The 19250-nt window shown below is 69.1% G+C and carries 6 protein-coding genes; all 6 read left to right on the forward strand.

All coding sequences use genetic code 11. From position 1 onward, the window contains the following. Position 1 precedes the first annotated feature (1 nt). The gene (locus GQF42_RS27910; protein ID WP_158924322.1) at positions 2-184 is read left to right on the forward strand and encodes a hypothetical protein; all 183 of its coding nucleotides are present in this window, start codon (positions 2-4) and stop codon (positions 182-184) included. Between the two features lie 6 nt (positions 185-190). Continuing rightward, positions 191-352, forward strand: a complete 162-nt coding sequence (locus tag GQF42_RS27915; protein ID WP_158924324.1) for a hypothetical protein — start codon at positions 191-193, stop codon at positions 350-352. Between the two features lie 91 nt (positions 353-443). Continuing rightward, positions 444-1184 (forward strand): 3-oxoacyl-[acyl-carrier-protein] reductase, encoded by a 741-nt coding sequence (gene fabG, locus GQF42_RS27920; RefSeq protein ID WP_158924326.1) that lies wholly within the window; start codon positions 444-446, stop codon positions 1182-1184. Continuing rightward, positions 1181-2173: a hotdog family protein gene (locus GQF42_RS27925; protein WP_158924328.1), complete on the forward strand. Its 993-nt coding sequence runs from the start codon at positions 1181-1183 to the stop codon at positions 2171-2173. The genes fabG and GQF42_RS27925 overlap by 4 nt, the downstream gene beginning before the upstream one ends. A gap of 230 nt (positions 2174-2403) precedes the next feature. Next, on the forward strand, positions 2404-7056 hold the full coding sequence (locus tag GQF42_RS27930) for a non-ribosomal peptide synthetase (RefSeq protein ID WP_158924330.1): 4653 nt from the start codon (positions 2404-2406) through the stop codon (positions 7054-7056). Continuing rightward, on the forward strand, positions 7053-19043 hold the full coding sequence (locus tag GQF42_RS27935; RefSeq protein WP_158924332.1) for a non-ribosomal peptide synthetase: 11991 nt from the start codon (positions 7053-7055) through the stop codon (positions 19041-19043). Before GQF42_RS27930 ends, GQF42_RS27935 begins: the two co-directional genes overlap by 4 nt. Positions 19044-19250: the final 207 nt, after the last annotated feature.

A 19250-nucleotide genomic window follows, 5' to 3' on the forward strand; every position in this document is an offset into this window, starting at 1 on the left:
CATGGGCGTGGGCACCCCGCGCGCCAACGGTGCGCGCAAGCCGCGCACCGGCTACCCGCCGAGGGGCGAGGCACGGCGTGAGGACCCGCTGGCGAGCGTCCCGAGGGAACTGGACGACCCCTTCGGCGTGTTCCTCGCCGCGCTGGAACAGCAGCTGGCCACCGTCAAGATCACGGAAAGGTGATGAGCAATGAGTACGAACACCGCACTGCAGGACGGTCCGCGTCAGTCGGGCGCCGTCTACCCGCTGGTGGACGAGGAGTGGGGCGAGGACCCGCTGGCGGGCGTCCCGAAGGAGATCGTCGACCGAGTCGCCGTCCTGGACCTTGACACCGCCGGCGGCTGCGGCTGAGGAGCCGTCCCGATGTTCCGTCTCCGGCCGGACCGGCCGAGCGCCGGTCCCGGCCGGAGTGAGTTGTGCCGTACCGGCTAAGGAGAGAGCAGTGACCGAAGAGGGATGCACCGTCGTCACGGGCGGTTCCAGGGGAATCGGACGCGCGGTGGCCGTCCGCCTCGCACAGGAGGGCCGCAACATCGCCTTCTGCTACCGCTCGGGCGTGGAGGCGGCCGAGGAGACCGAGAAGCTGATCCGTGAGGCGGGCGTGCGGGTGTACCACGCCCCCTGCGACGTGTCCGACTTCGACGCCGTACAGGAGTTCGTCGCCGCGGCGGAGAAGGCGGTCGGCCCGGTCCGTGCCCTCGTCAATTCCGCCGGCATCGTCCGCGACAACCCGATGGTCCTGATGGACCCGAAGGACTGGCAGGCCGTCATCGGCACCAACCTCGACGGCACGTTCAACTTCTGCCGCGCGGTGGTCTTCGGGTTCATGAAGCGCAAGGAGGGCGCGATCGTCAACATGTCCTCCGTCGCGGGCATCGACGGCAACGCCACGCAGACGAACTACTCCGCCTCCAAGGCCGGCATCCAGGGCATGAGCATCTCGCTCGCCAAGGAACTGGCCGGCTACGGCGTGCGGGTCAATGTGGTCGCCCCCGGCTTCATCGAGACCGACATGACCGACGCGCTCTCGGAGAAGGTGCGTGCCCAGGCGCTGAAGAGCATTCCGATGCGCCGCTACGGCAGCGCGGACGAGGTCGCCGACCTCGTCTCGTTCCTGCTCTCCGAGAGGGCCGGCTACATCACCGGCGAGATCATCCGGGTGGACGGCGGAGTCGTGCTGTGACCCTCGTCGCCCCGCCGCCCGTGCCCAGCGCTGCCATCGAGGCCGGCCGCCGGGCGCGGGCGGTCCCGCTTCCTGCCGTCGACTCCTGCACCGTCCTGTCGGCCACGGAGGTCACCGCCCACAAGCTCATCCGCGCCGACGACCCGTACATGGAGGGCCATTACCCGGACTTCACCATCTATCCGGGCGCGTTCGTCATCGAATCCGTGTACCAGGCGGTGCTGCACCTGGTGTGGGAGAACCACGGCACGCATGTCTTCGCGGAACCGGCACGGATCACCTCCGTCCGCTTCCTCGCGGCGCTGCGCCCCGGCGACCGGCTCGACATCCACTGCGTGGCCAAGGCCGTCGGTGCGGACGGGACGCAGGAACTGGAGGTCACCGCCGACTGCCGCAGGGGGGACGTCCGGGCCGCGAAGGTCTCGATGAGCTTCCGGCTCACCTCCGGTACCGACACCGGCGCGGTCAGCGACGGAAACGGCGCCGGCGCGGGGGCCGGTTCGGGCGGCCCTGAGACGGCGCTGCTCGAACACGCCGAGATCCGTGGCACGATCCCGCACGCCCATCCCATGCTGCTCGTCGACCGGGTGCTGGACCTCGACCCCTACGACCGTATCGTCACCAGCAAGGCGATCACGGGCAGCGAATCCTGCTACGCGCGGCTGGCGCCCGACGCGGGAGCGCGCGCCCTGCGCTATCCGCCGTCCCTGCTGATCGAGTCCTGGGGACAGGGTGGTGCCCTGCTGTGGCTGCGGCGCGAGCGGGCCAAGGGGCAGCCGGGCGGCACCGCCCCCATCCTGGCCGCCGTGCGCGGCATCACCTTCCACCGGGGCGTCCACCCCGGTGACACGCTGCGGCACACCGTCCGGATCGACCAGTACACGGCCGCCGGCGTCATCATGAGCGGTCAGACGCACCGGGGAGACGAACTGGTCGCCGAGATCGGCGAGGCCCTCGCCGTGCTCCGCCCCTCGGGCGAGCTGTTTTGAAGTATTGAAAGCAACCGCGACCCCCGCGCGCTCAGCGCATATTCTCACTGTGCTGCCGAAATCTATGATTTTCAGTGAAATCTGAATGTGTTGCTGAGTGCCGGAAAAGGCGAACGTCGTATTTTCGATGAGAAATTCCACCGTGGTTTCGACTTTGCCCGGACCAGTGCAGCAGGACACCTCGGAAACCGGCGTCGGGAAACCAACGGAGGGGAACACCAATGTCAGCAGTGCCTGCTGAAGCCATTGATCTCACTGCGGCGCAGCGCGGCATGTGGTTCGCTCAGCGGTTGGACCCGGACAACGCCATCTACAACATCGCCGAATACGTCGACATCCGCGGCCCGCTCGACCGGGTCGCGTTCGTCGAGGCGCTGCGCCAGGTCCTGATCGAGGCCGAGGCGCTGCGGACCACGTTCGAGGAGCACGACGGCGAGCCGGTGCAGAGCGTGCACCCGGACCCGCCCGCCCAGGTCCGCACGGTCGACGTGAGCGCCGAACCGGACCCGGAGGCGGCCGCCCTCGACTGGATGCTGGCCGATGCCCGCACCGCGGTGGACCCCGCCCGGGATCCGCTGTACCTGTTCGCCCTCATCGACCTCGGCGGCAAGCGGCTCCAGTGGTACTACCGCGCCCACCATCTCGTCCTCGACGGATTCAGCGGCGGCCTGATCGCCACCCGCGTCGCCGAGGTCTACCGGGAACTGACCGGCGGCCAGGACCCCGCCCCCCAGCAGGCGTTGGGCAGTCTCACCGAACTCGTCGCGGCCGAGACGGCCTACCGTGCGTCGGACCGCTTCGCGGCCGACCGGGAGTACTGGCTCGACCGCTTCGGGGACCGCCCGGAGCCCGCCAGTCTCTCGGGCGGCCAGCCGACGATGCCCTCCTCGTTCCACCGGCGCACCGGCCACCTCCCGGACCAGGTCACCGACGGGCTGCACCGCCTCGCCAGGGAGACGAACGCGAGTTGGCCGGTCGTCACCGCCGCCGCCATCGCGCTGTACATGGCGAAGATGACCAACACCACGGACGTCGTCCTCGGCCTGCCGGTCGCCGCCCGCCGCTCCGGAACCGCCCGCCGCATCCCGGGCATGGTCTCCAACGTCCTGCCGCTGCGCGTCCCGGTACCGGCCACGGGCACGGTGGCCGAGCTGGTCGAGGCGGCCGCCGAGGCGATGCACGGCGCGGTGCGTCACCAGCACTACCGCTACGAGGACCTGCGCCGTGACCTGAAGCTTCTCGGCGACGACCGCCGGCTCGTCGGTCCGCAGGTCAACTTCCTGATGTTCGACACCGACTTCTCCCTCCCCGGCTGCGAGACGGTCTCGCACAGCCTCACCGTCGGCCCCAACGACGACATGACGTTCGTGGTCGACGGCCGACCGGGCCGCCACGGCCTCGCGATCGACCTGCACGCCAACGGCGACGTCTACGAGCCCGGGGACGTGGACCGGCACGGCGCCCGGTTCGAGCACCTCCTGGCCGAGCTGGCACGCTCGGCGCCGGAGCGCTCCCTCGGCCGCATCGAGGTGGCGACACCCGCGGAACGCGACAGCCTCGTCCACGGCCTGAACGACACCGGCCGCGATCTCGCTACCCTGACCGCCCTCCTCGAGGCCCAGACGACCCGCACCCCCGAGGCCGAAGCCCTCGCCTTCGACGACGAGACGCTGACCTACCGGGAGCTGCACACCCGCGCCAACCGCCTCGCGCACCGGCTCATCGACCTGGGCATCGGCCCGGAGGACCGCGTCGCCGTCGCGCTGAACCGCTCGGTGGACCTGGTCGTGGCGCTGCTCGCCACGCTCAAGTCCGGCGCAGCCTACGTGCCCGTCGACCCCGGCCACCCCCGGGACCGGATCGAGTACGTCCTCGACGACGCGCAGCCGGTGGCGGTCCTCACCACCACGGGCACCGCCGCGCACCTGCCCGCGACCGACTGCCCGCGGCTGTGCCTCGACGACCCCGGCACCCGCACGGACCTCGACCGGTACCCCGGCACGGACCCCACCGACCGGGACCGCACCACCGCGCTCCGTTCGAGCCACCCGGCGTACCTCATCTACACCTCCGGCTCCACCGGCCGCCCCAAGGGCGTCGTCGTCCCGCACGCCGGAATCTTCAACCGGATCCAGTGGATGCAGGGGCAGTACCGCCTCGGCGGCGAGGACCGCATCCTGCAGAAGACCCCCTCGGGCTTCGACGTGTCCGTCTGGGAGTTCTTCTGGCCGCTGGTCGAGGGGGCCACCCTGGTGGTGGCACGGCCCGACGGGCACAAGGACCCCGGGTACCTCGCGGAGATCATCCGGGAACAGCGGATCTCCACCCTGCACTTCGTCCCCTCCATGCTCCAGGCGTTCCTGGCCCGCGCCCCGTTCGTCGAGCCCTTCCCCGCCCTGCGCCGGGTCGTCTGCAGCGGCGAGGCGCTGCCCCGCGAGACCCAGCGCCAGTTCTTCGCCGCACTCCCGGAGGTGGAGCTGCACAACCTGTACGGCCCGACCGAGGCGTCCGTCGACGTCACCGCCTGGAGTTGCGCGCCGGACGACGAGGGCGACAGCGTGCCGATCGGCGCGCCCGTGTGGAACACCCGCGCCTACGTCCTCGACGCGGCGCTGCGCCCCGTGCCGGCGGGTGTACCGGGCGAGCTGTACCTCTCCGGAGTCCAACTGGCCCGCGGATATCTCCACCGCAGCGCGCTGACGGGCGAGCGGTTCGTCGCCGATCCCTTCCGCGACGGCGAACGGATGTACCGGACCGGCGACCTGGCCCGGTGGCGGGACGACGGCAACCTGATCTTCCTGGGGCGCTCCGACGACCAGGTCAAGATCCGTGGTTTCCGCGTTGAACTCGGCGAGATCGAGGCGGCCCTCTCCGACCTCGACGAGGTGACGCAGGCGGCGGTGATCCTGCGACCGGACGGCCCGGGCGGCAGCCAGCTCGTCGGCTACGTGACCCTGCGACCCGGCACCGAGGCACACCCCGCCGGCCTGCGCCGCGCGCTGGTGGACCGGCTGCCGGAGTACATGATCCCGGCCGCCGTGGTGGTCATGACCGACCTGCCGACCACCGCCAACGGCAAGCTGGACCGCCGTGCCCTGCCCGCACCGGACTACGCCGGCCTCACCGCGAAGGCCGCCGCCCGCAACGAGGCCGAGGAGATCCTGTGCCGGGCCTTCGCCGAGGTGCTCGGCCTGGAGACCGTCGGCGTCACCGACAACTTCTTCGACCTCGGCGGCGACAGCATCGTCGCGATGCGCCTCGTCTCCCGGGCCCGCGCCCACGGCCTGCTCCTCACCGCCGAGGACGTCTTCGCGTGCAAGACCGTCGAGGCGCTCGCGCCGTGTGCCACGGCCATCGGGACGGGCGGCGACGACGAGGCGGCTCCGGTGGGGGACGTCCCCGCCACTCCGATCATGGAATGGCTGCGCGACCGTGGTGAACTCATCGACCGCTTCGGCCAGTTCGCCCTCGTGCAGACCCCGGCCGGAGTCCGTGCAGACCATCTAGGCACCGCGCTGCGCGCCCTGCGCACCCACCACGACGTCCTGCGGGCCCGACTGGACCGCTCCCCGTCATGGCGACTCCACGTCCCCGACGCCGCCGATGCCGCTGATCCCGCCGAAGTCGTCGACGTCGTCCAGGTCGCGGACCTCGACGAGGAAGCCCTGGCCGCCACCATCGCCACCCACAGGGAAGCCGCGGCGGGCCGCCTGAGGCCGGACGACGGCGTGATGGTCCAGGCGGTCTGGTTCGACGCCGGAAGCGCACGCCCCGGCAGGTTGCTGCTCGTCCTGCACCACCTGGTGGTCGACGGCGTCTCCTGGCGTCTCCTGCTCGACGACCTCGAGAGCGCCTACCGCGCCGTGGCGGCCGGCCGCACCCCCGACCTCGGCGCGCGCGGCACCTCCTTCCGCGGCTGGGCCCTTGGGCTCGCGGACGAGGCCCGCTCCCCCCGGCGGGTCGCCGAACTCGCGGCCTGGACCGCCCAGCTCGCCCGCCCCGCGCCGCTGCTGCCGGCCGGTGACCGGCTCGATCCGGGCCGGGACACCGTGGCCCAACTCGTCTCCCTCGACACCGCACTCGAGCCGCACCTGACCGAACCGCTCCTGACCACGGTGCCGTCCAGGATCAACGGAGCCGTCACCGACGTCCTGCTGACCGCACTGATGATGGCGGTCCCGCAGTGGCGCGGCGCGGGCGAGCCCGGGGACGGACGGCTCACCGTCGCCCTGGAAGGCCACGGCCGCGTACCGATCAGCGAGACGCACGACCTGTCCCGGACCGTGGGCTGGTTCACCTCGCTTTACCCGGTCACGCTCGGCCTCGACCCGGCCGTCGCGCGGGCCGCGAACCACGGGGGCGCCGCCGCGGACGACGCTCTCAAGCAGATCAAGGAGCAGCTCCGCACCGTCCCCGGCGACGGCATCGGATACGGACTGCTGCGTCACCACAACCCGGACACCGCCGCCGAACTGGCGGAACGTCCCGGACCCGACGTGGGCTTCAACTACCTCGGCCGCTTCGACGCCGCCGCCACCGACCCGCACAGCTGGGGCCTCGCGCCCGGCGAGGCCCTCGGCGAGATCACCGAACCCGCCATGCCCGCCGCGTACCAGCTGGACATCAACGTCATGGTGCGGGACGGAGCGGACGGCCGCCGCCTGATCACGCGATGGACCTGGCCCAAGGCCCTCATCACCGAGGAAGCGGCCACCCGCCTCACCGACCTCTGGAAGCGCTGCCTGGAAGCGCTCATCACCAGCGCGGAGCAGTCGGACAAGGCCGTTCAGACTCCGTCGGACCTCACCTTGAACACCCTCAGCCAGAACGAACTCGACGCACTTGAAGACGAGTTGGCCCGAGAATGGGAGATTGCCCAGTGAAGCAGTCGCGCATCGAAGACGTCCTTCCGCTCTCGCCCCTGCAGGCCGGCCTGCTCTTCCACGCGCAGTACGACGAGACCGCTCCCGACGTCTACACCGTGCAGTTCGCCCTCTCGCTGAGCGGCCCGCTCGACGTTCCCGCCCTGCGCGGGGCCGCGGCCCGGCTGCTGGAGCGCCACCCCAGCCTGCGAGCCGGCTTCCGAGCCCGCCGTGACGGCGAGCCCGTCCAGGTGGTGCACCGCACCGTCCCGCTGACCTTTGCCGAGCACGACCTGCGTGCCCTGGACCCGGCGGACCGCCCCCGGGAGCAGGAGCGCCTGGTCGCCGAGGACCGCGCCTGCCGCTTCGACCCGGCCGTCCCGCCGCTCCTGCGGTTCACCCTGATCCGCCTGACCGACGACAGCCACGTCCTGCTGCTCACCAACCACCACATCCTCCTCGACGGGTGGTCGATGCCCCTGCTCATCGAGGACCTCCTGCGTCTGTACGCCGACCCCGACGGCCGCGACCTGCCGGTCCCCGTCCCGCACCGCGGCTACCTGGCCTGGCTGATGCGCGAGGACGCGGCGGCGCACAAGGCGGCCTGGGGCGAACTCCTCGACGGCGTGACGGAGGCGACCCTGCTGGCGCCCGACGTCCCCGCGGACGCCGACAAGACCCCGCGCAACCACGTCGCCCAGCTCCCGGCCGAACTCACCGAAGAACTCACCACGTTCGCCCGATCGCACGGCCTGACTGCCAACACGGTGGTGCAGGGCGCCTGGTCCCTCCTGCTGGCCCACCACACCGGCCGCGACGACGTCCTGTTCGGCACCACTCTCGCGGGCCGCCCCGCCGAGGTCCCCGGCGCCGAGTCCATGGTCGGCCTGTTCATCAACACCGTCCCGGTACGCGCACGGATCCGTCCGGACGAGAAGGTGCTGTCGCTGCTCGAACGCCTCCAGCAGCAGAGCCTGCGCATGGCGCGACACCAGTACGTCGGTCTCGCCGACATCCAGCGCACCGCCGGCCTGGGCGAACTCTTCGACTCCCTGGTGGTCTTCGAGAACTTCCCGCACGAGCTGGACTCGGCGATCCCCGGCACCGAGCTGCGCCTGGCCGGGGTGGAGCCGCACGACGCCACGCACTACCCCCTGGCCCTGGTGATGGCCCCCGGCCCGCGGCTCACCCTGCGGTTCAACTACCAGTCGGGTGCCCTGGACCAGGGTGAGGTGGAGGCCGTCGCGGACCGCCTCATCAGGGTCATCACCTCGATCATCCGTGACCCGGCACAGCCCGTCGCGGCCGTCGAGGTGCTGGGTGGGGCGGAGCGTCACCGTGTTCTGGTGGAGTGGAACGAGACGGGGGCGGGGGTTGAGCCGTGCACGTTGCCCGGGTTGTTCGAGCGTCAGGTGGGTCTGACTCCGGATGCTGTGGCGTTGGTGTGCGGTGGTGTGGAGTTGTCGTATGCGGAGGTGAATGAGCGGGCGAATCGTCTGGCGCGGTTGCTGGTCGGGCGTGGTGTGGGTGCGGAGCGGTTTGTTGCTGTGGTGATGCCGCGGTCGGTGGAGCTGGTGGTGGCTCTGTTGGCGGTGGTGAAGGCCGGTGGTGCGTACGTGCCGGTTGATCCGGGGTATCCGGCTGAGCGGATGGCGTTCATGGTGGCTGATGCGGCGCCGGTGGTGGTGCTGACGTTGGACGGTGTGGACGTGGGTGACGTCGGTGGTGTCGACGTGGTGGTCGTGGATGATCCCGCGGTGGTGGGGCAGGTGGCGGGGCTGTCGGCGGCGGATGTCGTGGATGGTGAGCGGGGTGGGGCTCTCAGGGTGGAGCACCCGGCGTACGTCATCTACACGTCCGGTTCGACGGGTCGTCCCAAGGGTGTCGTCGTCACCCACCACGGCATCGCCCACCTGACCGTCTCCGAGATCGACCGCTTCGACGTGGACGCCTCCAGCCGCGTCCTCCAGTTCTCGTCACCGAGCTTCGACGCCTCGGTGCTCGAGGTGTGCATGAGTCTCCTGGCGGGCGCTGCACTCGTCGTCCCCACGACCGACGTCCTGGCGGGCGAGGAACTGGGCGCCCTCCTCGCCGAGGCCCGGATCACCCACGCGCTGATCTCTCCCATGGCACTCGCCAGCGTCCCGTCGGCCGAACTCCCCGCGTTCCGCAGCCTCGTCGTCGGCGGCGAGGCCACCAGCGCCGAGGTGGTGGAGCGTTGGTCGGTGGGTCGTCGGATGGTGAATGCGTATGGGCCGACGGAGTCGACGGTGTGTGTGTCGATGAGTGGTCCGTTGGCTGGTGGTGGTGTGGTGCCGATCGGTCGTCCGGTGGTGGGGACGCGGGTGTTTGTGTTGGATGGTGGTTTGCGGCCGGTGGCTGTGGGTGTGGTGGGTGAGTTGTATGTGGCTGGTGCTGGTTTGGCTCGGGGGTATTGGGGTCGGGCTGGTCTGACGGCTGAGCGGTTTGTGGCGTGTCCGTTCGGTGGTCCGGGTGAGCGTATGTATCGCACGGGTGATCTGGTGCGGTGGTTGCCTGATGGGAATCTGGTGTTTGTGGGCCGGGTTGATGATCAGGTGAAGGTGCGTGGTTTCCGGATCGAGTTGGGTGAGGTCGAGTCGGCGTTGCTGGCTGCTCCTGGTGTGGGGCAGGCGGTGGTGGTGGTGCGTGAGGACCGGCCGGGGGACAAGCGGCTGGTGGGTTATGTGGTTGGTTCCGCCGGTGGTGTTGATGGTGGTGGGGTGCGTGCGTTTGTGGGTCGTTCGCTGCCGGGTTACATGGTGCCGTCGGCTGTGGTGGTGCTTGACGGGTTGCCGTTGACGCCGAATGGGAAGTTGGACCGGCGTGCGCTTCCGGTGCCGGATTTCTCGGCTGGTGGGTTGTCGGGTGGTGGGCGTGGGGTGCGTAGTCCGCAGGAGGAGATCCTGTGTGGTTTGTTTGCTGAGGTGTTGGGTCTGGATTCGGTGGGGGTGGAGGACAACTTCTTCGATCTGGGTGGGCATTCGTTGCTGGCGACGCGTTTGGTGTCGCGGGTGCGGTCTTCGTTCGGGGCGGAGTTGGCGATTCGGGCGTTGTTCGAGGCGCCTACGGTGGCGGAGCTGGCGGTGCGGTTGTCGGGTTCGCCGGGTGCGCGTCGGGCGTTGGGGGTGGTGGAGCGGCCGGGTGTGGTGCCGTTGTCCTTTGCTCAGCGCAGGTTGTGGTTCTTGAACCGGATGGAGCCGGAGTCGGCGGCGTACAACATTCCTGGTGCGCTGCGTTTGTCGGGTGTGGTGGATGTGGGGGTTGTTCGGGCTGCGCTGGCGGATGTGGTGGGTCGTCATGAGAGCCTGCGGACGGTTTTCGCCGAGGCCGGCGACGGTGAACCCTGCCAGATCCTGATCGACGTGGACGCCGCGGCGCCGGTCGTACCGGTCGTGCCCGTGGCCGACATGGAGGCCCTGTACGCCTCGATGGCGGTCGAGGCGGGTCGTGGTTTTGATCTGTCGGTGGAGGCGCCGTTGCGTGCGGTGTTGTTCGATCTGCCGGGTGATGAGTTCGTGTTGTTGTTCGTGCTGCATCACATTGCCGGGGACGGGTGGTCGGTGGCGCCGTTGGCTGCTGATTTCTCGCAGGCGTATCGGGCGCGGGCCGAGGGGCGGGTTCCGGGCTGGGAGCCGTTGCCGGTGCAGTACGCCGACTACACGTTGTGGCAGCGTGAGGTCCTTGGCCGGGAGGAGGATCCGCAGAGCCCGATCGCCGCTCAGCTTGCGTACTGGCGTGAGCAGCTGGCGGGCGTGCCGCAGGAGTTGGCGTTGCCGGTGGATCGTTCGCGTCCGGTGGTGTCGAGTTACCGTGGTGACGCGGTGACGTTCACGGTGGATGCCGAGTTGTACCGGGGTCTGGGTGAGCTGGCGCGTCGGTCGCAGGCCAGTGTGTTCATGGTGGTCCAGGCCGGTCTGTCGATGCTGCTCAGCCGTCTGGGTGCGGGTGAGGACATCGTGCTGGGCACGGCTGTGGCCGGTCGTACGGATGAGGCGCTGGACCGGCTGATCGGTTTCTTCATCAACACTCTGGTGCTGCGTGCCGATCTGTCGGGTGATCCTGAGGTGGCCGAGCTGATCGGCCGGGTCCGGGAGAGCGACCTGGCGGCCTATGCCAACCAGGACGTGCCCTTCGAGCGGCTGGTGGAGGTCCTCAACCCGGACCGCTCCCTGTCCCGCCACCCCCTCTTCCAGACCATGCTGGTCTTCCAGAACGTCCCCGAGGCCGGCATCGACCTGCCCGGTGTACGCAGCGTGATGGAGGCGGTCGAGTCCAGCTCGATCAAGTACGACCTCGCGTGGACCTTCTCCGAGTCGCGCGCCGCCGATGACTCCGTCACCCTGAACGGGCACCTCCAGTTCAGCCTGGACCTGTTCGACCGGGCCACGGTCGAGGCGCTCGCCCAGCGGCTGCTGCTCGTGCTCAAGGCGATGGTCACCGACCCGACGGCCCGCATGAGCAGCATCGAGGTACTGGGTGAGGCGGAGCGTCACCGCGTCCTGGTGGAGTGGAACGAGACGGGGGCGGTGGTCGAGCCGGCCACGCTGCCCGAACTCATCCAGAAACAGGTGGAGTTGACGCCGGACGCCGTAGCGGTGGTCGCCGGTGGCGTCGAGTTGTCGTATGCGGAGCTGAACGAGCGGGCGAATCGCCTGGCGCGGTTCCTGATCGGGCGTGGCGTGGGCCCGGAGCGCTTCGTGGCCGTCGAGATGCCCCGGTCGGTGGAGCTGGTGGTGGCCCTGCTCGCGGTGGCCAAGGCCGGTGGCGCGTACGTGCCGGTTGATCCCGAATACCCCGCCGAGCGGATCGCGTTCATGATGGCTGACGCGGCGCCCGTGGCGCTGCTGACGCTGGAAGGCGTGGACGTGGGCGAAGCCGGCGGGACCGACGTCGTGGTCCTGGACGATCCCGCGGTGGTCCGGCAGGTGGCCGAGCAGCCGGCAGCGGACGTCACGGACGACGAACGCAGTGCCTCCCTTCGCGAGCAGCACCCGGTCTACGTCATCTACACCTCCGGCTCGACCGGCCGCCCCAAGGGCGTCGTCATCGAGCACCGCAGCGTGGTGGACTACCTCTCCTACACCCGCAAGACCTACCCCGCTGCCGAGGGCGTCGCGCTGGTGCACTCCCCGGTCGCCTTCGACCTGACCGTGACGGCGCTCTACACCCCGCTGGTGTCCGGGGGCCGGATCGTCCTGGCCGGCCTCGAGGACGAGGACACCGAGACGGCGGCGCTTCTCAGCGAGACGCCCAACACCTTCCTCAAGGCGACGCCGAGCCACCTGCCGCTGCTGGAGAACCTGCCCTCGGACTACTCGCCGTCCGGGCACCTGCTGCTCGGCGGTGAAGCCCTGCACAGCGAGGCATTGCACAAGTGGCGTGCGCAGCACCCCGACGCCGTCGTCAGCAACGTGTACGGTCCCACCGAAGCCACGGTCAACTGCACCGAGTTCCGCATCGAACCCGGCCGGAAACTCCCCGACGGCATCGTGCCGATCGGCCGTCCCCAGTCCAATGCGCGGGTGTTTGTGTTGGATGGTGGTTTGCGGCCGGTGGCTGTGGGTGTGGTGGGTGAGTTGTATGTGGCTGGTGCTGGTTTGGCTCGGGGGTATTGGGGTCGGGCTGGTCTGACGGCTGAGCGGTTTGTGGCGTGTCCGTTCGGTGGTCCGGGTGAGCGTATGTATCGCACGGGTGATCTGGTGCGGTGGTTGCCTGATGGGAATCTGGTGTTTGTGGGCCGGGTTGATGATCAGGTGAAGGTGCGTGGTTTCCGGATCGAGTTGGGTGAGGTCGAGTCGGCGTTGCTGGCTGCTCCTGGTGTGGGGCAGGCGGTGGTGGTGGTGCGTGAGGACCGGCCGGGGGACAAGCGGCTGGTGGGTTATGTGGTTGGTTCCGCCGGTGGTGTTGATGGTGGTGGGGTGCGTGCGTTTGTGGGTCGTTCGCTGCCGGGTTACATGGTGCCGTCGGCTGTGGTGGTGCTTGACGGGTTGCCGTTGACGCCGAATGGGAAGTTGGACCGGCGTGCGCTTCCGGTGCCGGATTTCTCGGCTGGTGGGTTGTCGGGTGGTGGGCGTGGGGTGCGTAGTCCGCAGGAGGAGATCCTGTGTGGTTTGTTTGCTGAGGTGTTGGGTCTGGATTCGGTGGGGGTGGAGGACAACTTCTTCGATCTGGGTGGGCATTCGTTGCTGGCGACGCGTTTGGTGTCGCGGGTGCGGTCTTCGTTCGGGGCGGAGTTGGCGATTCGGGCGTTGTTCGAGGCGCCTACGGTGGCGGAGCTGGCGGTGCGGTTGTCGGGTTCGCCGGGTGCGCGTCGGGCGTTGGGGGTGGTGGAGCGGCCGGGTGTGGTGCCGTTGTCCTTTGCTCAGCGCAGGTTGTGGTTCTTGAACCGGATGGAGCCGGAGTCGGCGGCGTACAACATTCCTGGTGCGCTGCGTTTGTCGGGTGTGGTGGATGTGGGGGTTGTTCGGGCTGCGCTGGCGGATGTGGTGGGTCGTCATGAGAGCCTGCGGACGGTTTTCGCCGAGGCCGGCGACGGTGAACCCTGCCAGATCCTGATCGACGTGGACGCCGCGGCGCCGGTCGTACCGGTCGTGCCCGTGGCCGACATGGAGGCCCTGTACGCCTCGATGGCGGTCGAGGCGGGTCGTGGTTTTGATCTGTCGGTGGAGGCGCCGTTGCGTGCGGTGTTGTTCGATCTGCCGGGTGATGAGTTCGTGTTGTTGTTCGTGCTGCATCACATTGCCGGGGACGGGTGGTCGGTGGCGCCGTTGGCTGCTGATTTCTCGCAGGCGTATCGGGCGCGGGCCGAGGGGCGGGTTCCGGGCTGGGAGCCGTTGCCGGTGCAGTACGCCGACTACACGTTGTGGCAGCGTGAGGTCCTTGGCTGGGAGGAGGATCCGCAGAGCCCGATCGCCGCTCAGCTTGCGTACTGGCGTGAGCAGCTGGCGGGCGTGCCGCAGGAGTTGGCGTTGCCGGTGGATCGTTCGCGTCCGGTGGTGTCGAGTTACCGTGGTGACGCGGTGACGTTCACGGTGGATGCCGAGTTGTACCGGGGTCTGGGTGAGCTGGCGCGTCGGTCGCAGGCCAGTGTGTTCATGGTGGTCCAGGCCGGTCTGTCGATGCTGCTCAGCCGTCTGGGTGCGGGTGAGGACATCGTGCTGGGCACGGCTGTGGCCGGTCGTACGGATGAGGCGCTGGACCGGCTGATCGGTTTCTTCATCAACACTCTGGTGCTGCGTGCCGATCTGTCGGGTGATCCTGAGGTGGCCGAGCTGATCGGCCGGGTCCGGGAGAGCGACCTGGCGGCCTATGCCAACCAGGACGTGCCCTTCGAGCGGCTGGTGGAGGTCCTCAACCCGGACCGCTCCTTGGCCCGCCACCCCCTCTTCCAGACCATGCTGGTCTTCCAGAACGTCCCCGAGGCCGGCATCGACCTGCCCGGCATCGAGGCGACCAACTTCGAAGTCCCGGCCGACTCCTCGAAGTTCGACCTGTCCTTCGTGTTCGACGAGCGCCAGGAGGAAGGCAACGGAGAGACCGGCAGCACGCTGTTCGGCACGATCGAGTACAGCCTGGACCTGTTCGACCGGGCCACGGTCGAGGCGCTCGCCCAGCGGCTGCTGCTCGTGCTCAAGGCGATGGTCACCGACCCGACGGCCCGCATGAGCAGCATCGAGGTACTGGGTGAGGCGGAGCGTCACCGCGTCCTGGTGGAGTGGAACGAGACGGGGGCGGTGGTCGAGCCGGCCACGCTGCCCGGGTTGTTCGAGCGTCAGGTGGGTCTGACTCCGGATGCTGTGGCGTTGGTGTGCGGTGGTGTGGAGTTGTCGTATGCGGAGGTGAATGAGCGGGCGAATCGTCTGGCGCGGTTGCTGGTCGGGCGTGGTGTGGGTGCGGAGCGGTTTGTTGCTGTGGTGATGCCGCGGTCGGTGGAGCTGGTGGTGGCTCTGTTGGCGGTGGTGAAGGCCGGTGGTGCGTACGTGCCGGTTGATCCGGGGTATCCGGCTGAGCGGATGGCGTTCATGGTGGCTGATGCGGCGCCGGTGGTGGTGCTGACGTTGGACGGTGTGGACGTGGGTGACGTCGGTGGTGTCGACGTGGTGGTCGTGGATGATCCCGCGGTGGTGGGGCAGGTGGCGGGGCTGTCGGCGGCGGATGTCGTGGATGGTGAGCGGGGTGGGGCTCTCAGGGTGGAGCACCCGGCGTACGTCATCTACACGTCCGGTTCGACGGGTCGTCCCAAGGGTGTCGTCGTCACCCACCACGGCATCGCCCACATGGCCACCGCCTTGAGCGACGGGTTCGCGATCAAGGGGGACAGCCGTGTGCTGCAGATGGCCTCGCCCAGCTTCGACGCCGCGATCTCGGAGATCGGCGCCGCGTTCGTCAGCGGCGCGGCCCTCGTCCTGGCCTCGGCCGACGAACTCCTGCCCGGCCCCAGCCTCGTCCGCGTACTCGCGGACCAGAGGGTCACGCATGTGACTCTCACCCCGGCGGCGCTCGCCGCCCTGCCCTCCGACGGCATACCGGCTTCCACCACTCTCACCGTCGCCGGCGAGGCGATCGGCGAAGACGCCGTGGAGCGTTGGTCGGTGGGTCGTCGGATGGTGAATGCGTATGGGCCGACGGAGTCGACGGTGTGTGTGTCGATGAGTGGTCCGTTGGCTGGTGGTGGTGTGGTGCCGATCGGTCGTCCGGTGGTGGGGACGCGGGTGTTTGTGTTGGATGGTGGTTTGCGGCCGGTGGCTGTGGGTGTGGTGGGTGAGTTGTATGTGGCTGGTGCTGGTCTGGCTCGGGGGTATTGGGGTCGGGCTGGTCTGACGGCTGAGCGGTTTGTGGCGTGTCCGTTCGGTGGTCCGGGTGAGCGTATGTATCGCACGGGTGATCTGGTGCGGTGGTTGCCTGATGGGAATCTGGTGTTTGTGGGCCGGGTTGATGATCAGGTGAAGGTGCGTGGTTTCCGGATCGAGTTGGGTGAGGTCGAGTCGGCGTTGCTGGCTGCTCCTGGTGTGGGGCAGGCGGTGGTGGTGGTGCGTGAGGACCGGCCGGGGGACAAGCGGCTGGTGGGTTATGTGGTTGGTTCCGCCGGTGGTGTTGATGGTGGTGGGGTGCGTGCGTTTGTGGGTCGTTCGCTGCCGGGTTACATGGTGCCGTCGGCTGTGGTGGTGCTTGACGGGTTGCCGTTGACGCCGAATGGGAAGTTGGACCGGCGTGCGCTTCCGGTGCCGGATTTCTCGGCTGGTGGGTTGTCGGGTGGTGGGCGTGGGGTGCGTAGTCCGCAGGAGGAGATCCTGTGTGGTTTGTTTGCTGAGGTGTTGGGTCTGGATTCGGTGGGGGTGGAGGACAACTTCTTCGATCTGGGTGGGCATTCGTTGCTGGCGACGCGTTTGGTGTCGCGGGTGCGGTCTTCGTTCGGGGCGGAGTTGGCGATTCGGGCGTTGTTCGAGGCGCCTACGGTGGCGGAGCTGGCGGTGCGGTTGTCGGGTTCGCCGGGTGCGCGTCGGGCGTTGGGGGTGGTGGAGCGGCCGGGTGTGGTGCCGTTGTCCTTTGCTCAGCGCAGGTTGTGGTTCTTGAACCGGATGGAGCCGGAGTCGGCGGCGTACAACATTCCTGGTGCGCTGCGTTTGTCGGGTGTGGTGGATGTGGGGGTCGTTCGGGCTGCGCTGGCGGATGTGGTGGGTCGTCATGAGAGCCTGCGGACGGTCTTCGCCGAGGCCGGCGACGGTGAACCGTGCCAGGTGGTGGGTGATGTCCAGGTTGTGGTGCCGGTCGTCCGTGTCGGGGACGAGGGTGCGTTGAGGGCGGCTGTGGCGGTCGAGGCGGGTCGTGGTTTTGATCTGTCGGTGGAGGCGCCGTTGCGTGCGGTGTTGTTCGATCTGCCGGGTGATGAGTTCGTGTTGTTGTTCGTGCTGCATCACATTGCCGGGGACGGGTGGTCGGTGGCGCCGTTGGCTGCTGATTTCTCGCAGGCGTATCGGGCGCGGGCCGAGGGGCGGGCTCCGGGCTGGGAGCCGTTGCCGGTGCAGTACGCCGACTACACGTTGTGGCAGCGTGAGGTCCTTGGCCGGGAGGAGGATCCGCAGAGCCCGATCGCCGCTCAGCTTGCGTACTGGCGTGAGCAGCTGACCGGTGCGCCGCAGGAACTGGCACTTCCGGTCGACCGCTCACGTCCAGAGATCTCCACGTACCGTGGTGACGCAGTCCTCTTCACCGTGGATGCCGAGTTGTACCGGGGTCTGGGTGAGCTGGCACGTCGGTCGCAGGCCAGTGTGTTCATGGTGGTCCAGGCCGGTCTGTCGATGCTGCTCAGCCGTCTGGGTGCGGGTGAGGACATCGTGCTGGGCACGTCGGTCGCCGGACGCACCGATGAGGCGCTGGACCGGCTGATCGGTTTCTTCATCAACACTCTGGTGCTGCGCGCCGATCTGTCGGGTGATCCTGAGGTGGCCGAGCTGATCGGCCGGGTCCGGGAGAGCGACCTGGCGGCCTACGCCAACCAGGACGTGCCCTTCGAGCGGCTGGTGGAGGTCCTCAACCCGGACCGTTCCCTGTCCCGCCACCCCCTCTTCCAGGTCACGATGGAGTTCCAGAACGTCTCGGAGCCGACCATCGACCTGCCGGGAATCACGGCAGGGCCGTACGAAGTGCCACTGGAAGCCGCCAAGTTCGACCTGTCCTTCGTGTTCGACGAGCGCCAGGCCGAGGGCAACGGCGACGACCGGACGGCCACGACGCTGGCCGGCGCGGTGGAGTACAGCCTGGACCTGTTCGACCGGGCCACGGTCGAGGCGCTCACCCAGCGGCTGCTGCTCGTGCTCAAGGCGATGGTCACCGACCCGACGGCCCGCATGAGCAGCATCGACGTACCGGAGATCGAAGGACGGCCCGCGCGCCTCGCCTCGCCGGAAGCCGGGGTCCCCGCCGCACCGGACGCCGCCGCCCCGGTGGCGGACAGGCCGGTCCGCAACACGAAGGAAGAGCTGCTCTGCGCTCTGTTCGCGGAGGCACTGGGCGTGCCGGACGTGGGAGTGCACGAGAACTTCTTCGATCTCGGCGGCCACTCACTGATGATCGTCAGGATGCTGGCGAAGGTGCGGTCGGTCTTCGGCGTACGGCTGCCGATCCGGGCGCTGTTCGAGGCGCCCACAGTGGCGGAGCTGGCCCTGAAGCTGGATGACGGCGATGAGGGCGGCGCCTTCGACGTACTCCTGCCGCTGCGCACGGCGGGCAGCGAGGCACCGTTGTTCTGTGTGCACCCGGTCACCGGCTTCGGCTGGTCCTACGCCGGGCTGCTGCGTGAGATCTCGGCCGAGTACCCGGTCTACGCGCTGCAGGCACGCGGGATGGGCGGCGACGAGGAACTGCCGCGGACGCTGCAGGACATGGCGGCCGACTACGTGGCCCGTATCCGCGAGGTCCAGCCGTCGGGGCCCTACCACCTGCTCGGCTGGTCGTTCGGCGGAGTCGTCGCACACGCCATGGCCGTACGGCTGCGGAAGGAGGGTGAGGAGGTGGAGCTGCTCGCCATGCTCGACTCCTACCCGGCTGAGCGCGGCGAGACGTCCACGGCGCCGTCGGACGAGCAGCTGTTCGGTGAACTGCTGAAGTACGCCGGAGCCGAGTCCGACCCGGCCGCCGGTCCGCTGACCGCGAGCAGCACCGTCGAACTCCTCGGTGAGCAGGGCGGGCTGTTCGGGAACTTCGACGCCGAGACACTGGCGCGGGTGGGCCGGGTGACCCGTAACAACATGGTGATCGACAACGAGCACGTTCCCGGCGGCTTCGACGGAGAGGTGCTGTTCTTCAGGGCGGTACGCGGGCGCCCGCAGTCGGCGCCGGAAGCCGAGCGATGGACGCCGTACCTCACCGAGAAGATGGACATCCGCGAGGTGGACTGCACGCATGACGAGCTGATGGGCCCCGAAGCCCTCAGGCTGATCGGGGAGGCAGTCGGCGAGAAGCTGACGGGTCGCGCCTTCGACGAGTGAGCGAGCCCGCGGAGAGGCGGGCCGTGGGCCGGCAACGGCCGTACGCCCCCTCTCCGCGGGCCCCTCGCGACCGTGACCGCTGACAGCTCGGCGCCGGTCGGTTCGGTGCCGGTCGTTTCGGAGACCTTGACAGGAAGGTGGCCGTTCCGGTGGGAAGAGCGCCGCCTCGTATCGGCTGCCCCCGTCCGGACCACCCCCGCACGGTCC

Origin of the sequence: Streptomyces broussonetiae, from assembly GCF_009796285.1 — a bacterium.
Classification (GTDB): domain Bacteria; phylum Actinomycetota; class Actinomycetes; order Streptomycetales; family Streptomycetaceae; genus Streptomyces; species Streptomyces broussonetiae.

Excerpts from the sequence above, each read along its gene's own strand:
- GQF42_RS27910 (WP_158924322.1), top strand. The coding sequence starts at position 2 with ATGGGCGTGGGCACCCCGCGCGCCAACGGTGCGCGCAAGCCGCGCACC.
- GQF42_RS27915 (WP_158924324.1), top strand. The coding sequence starts at position 191 with ATGAGTACGAACACCGCACTGCAGGACGGTCCGCGTCAGTCGGGCGCC.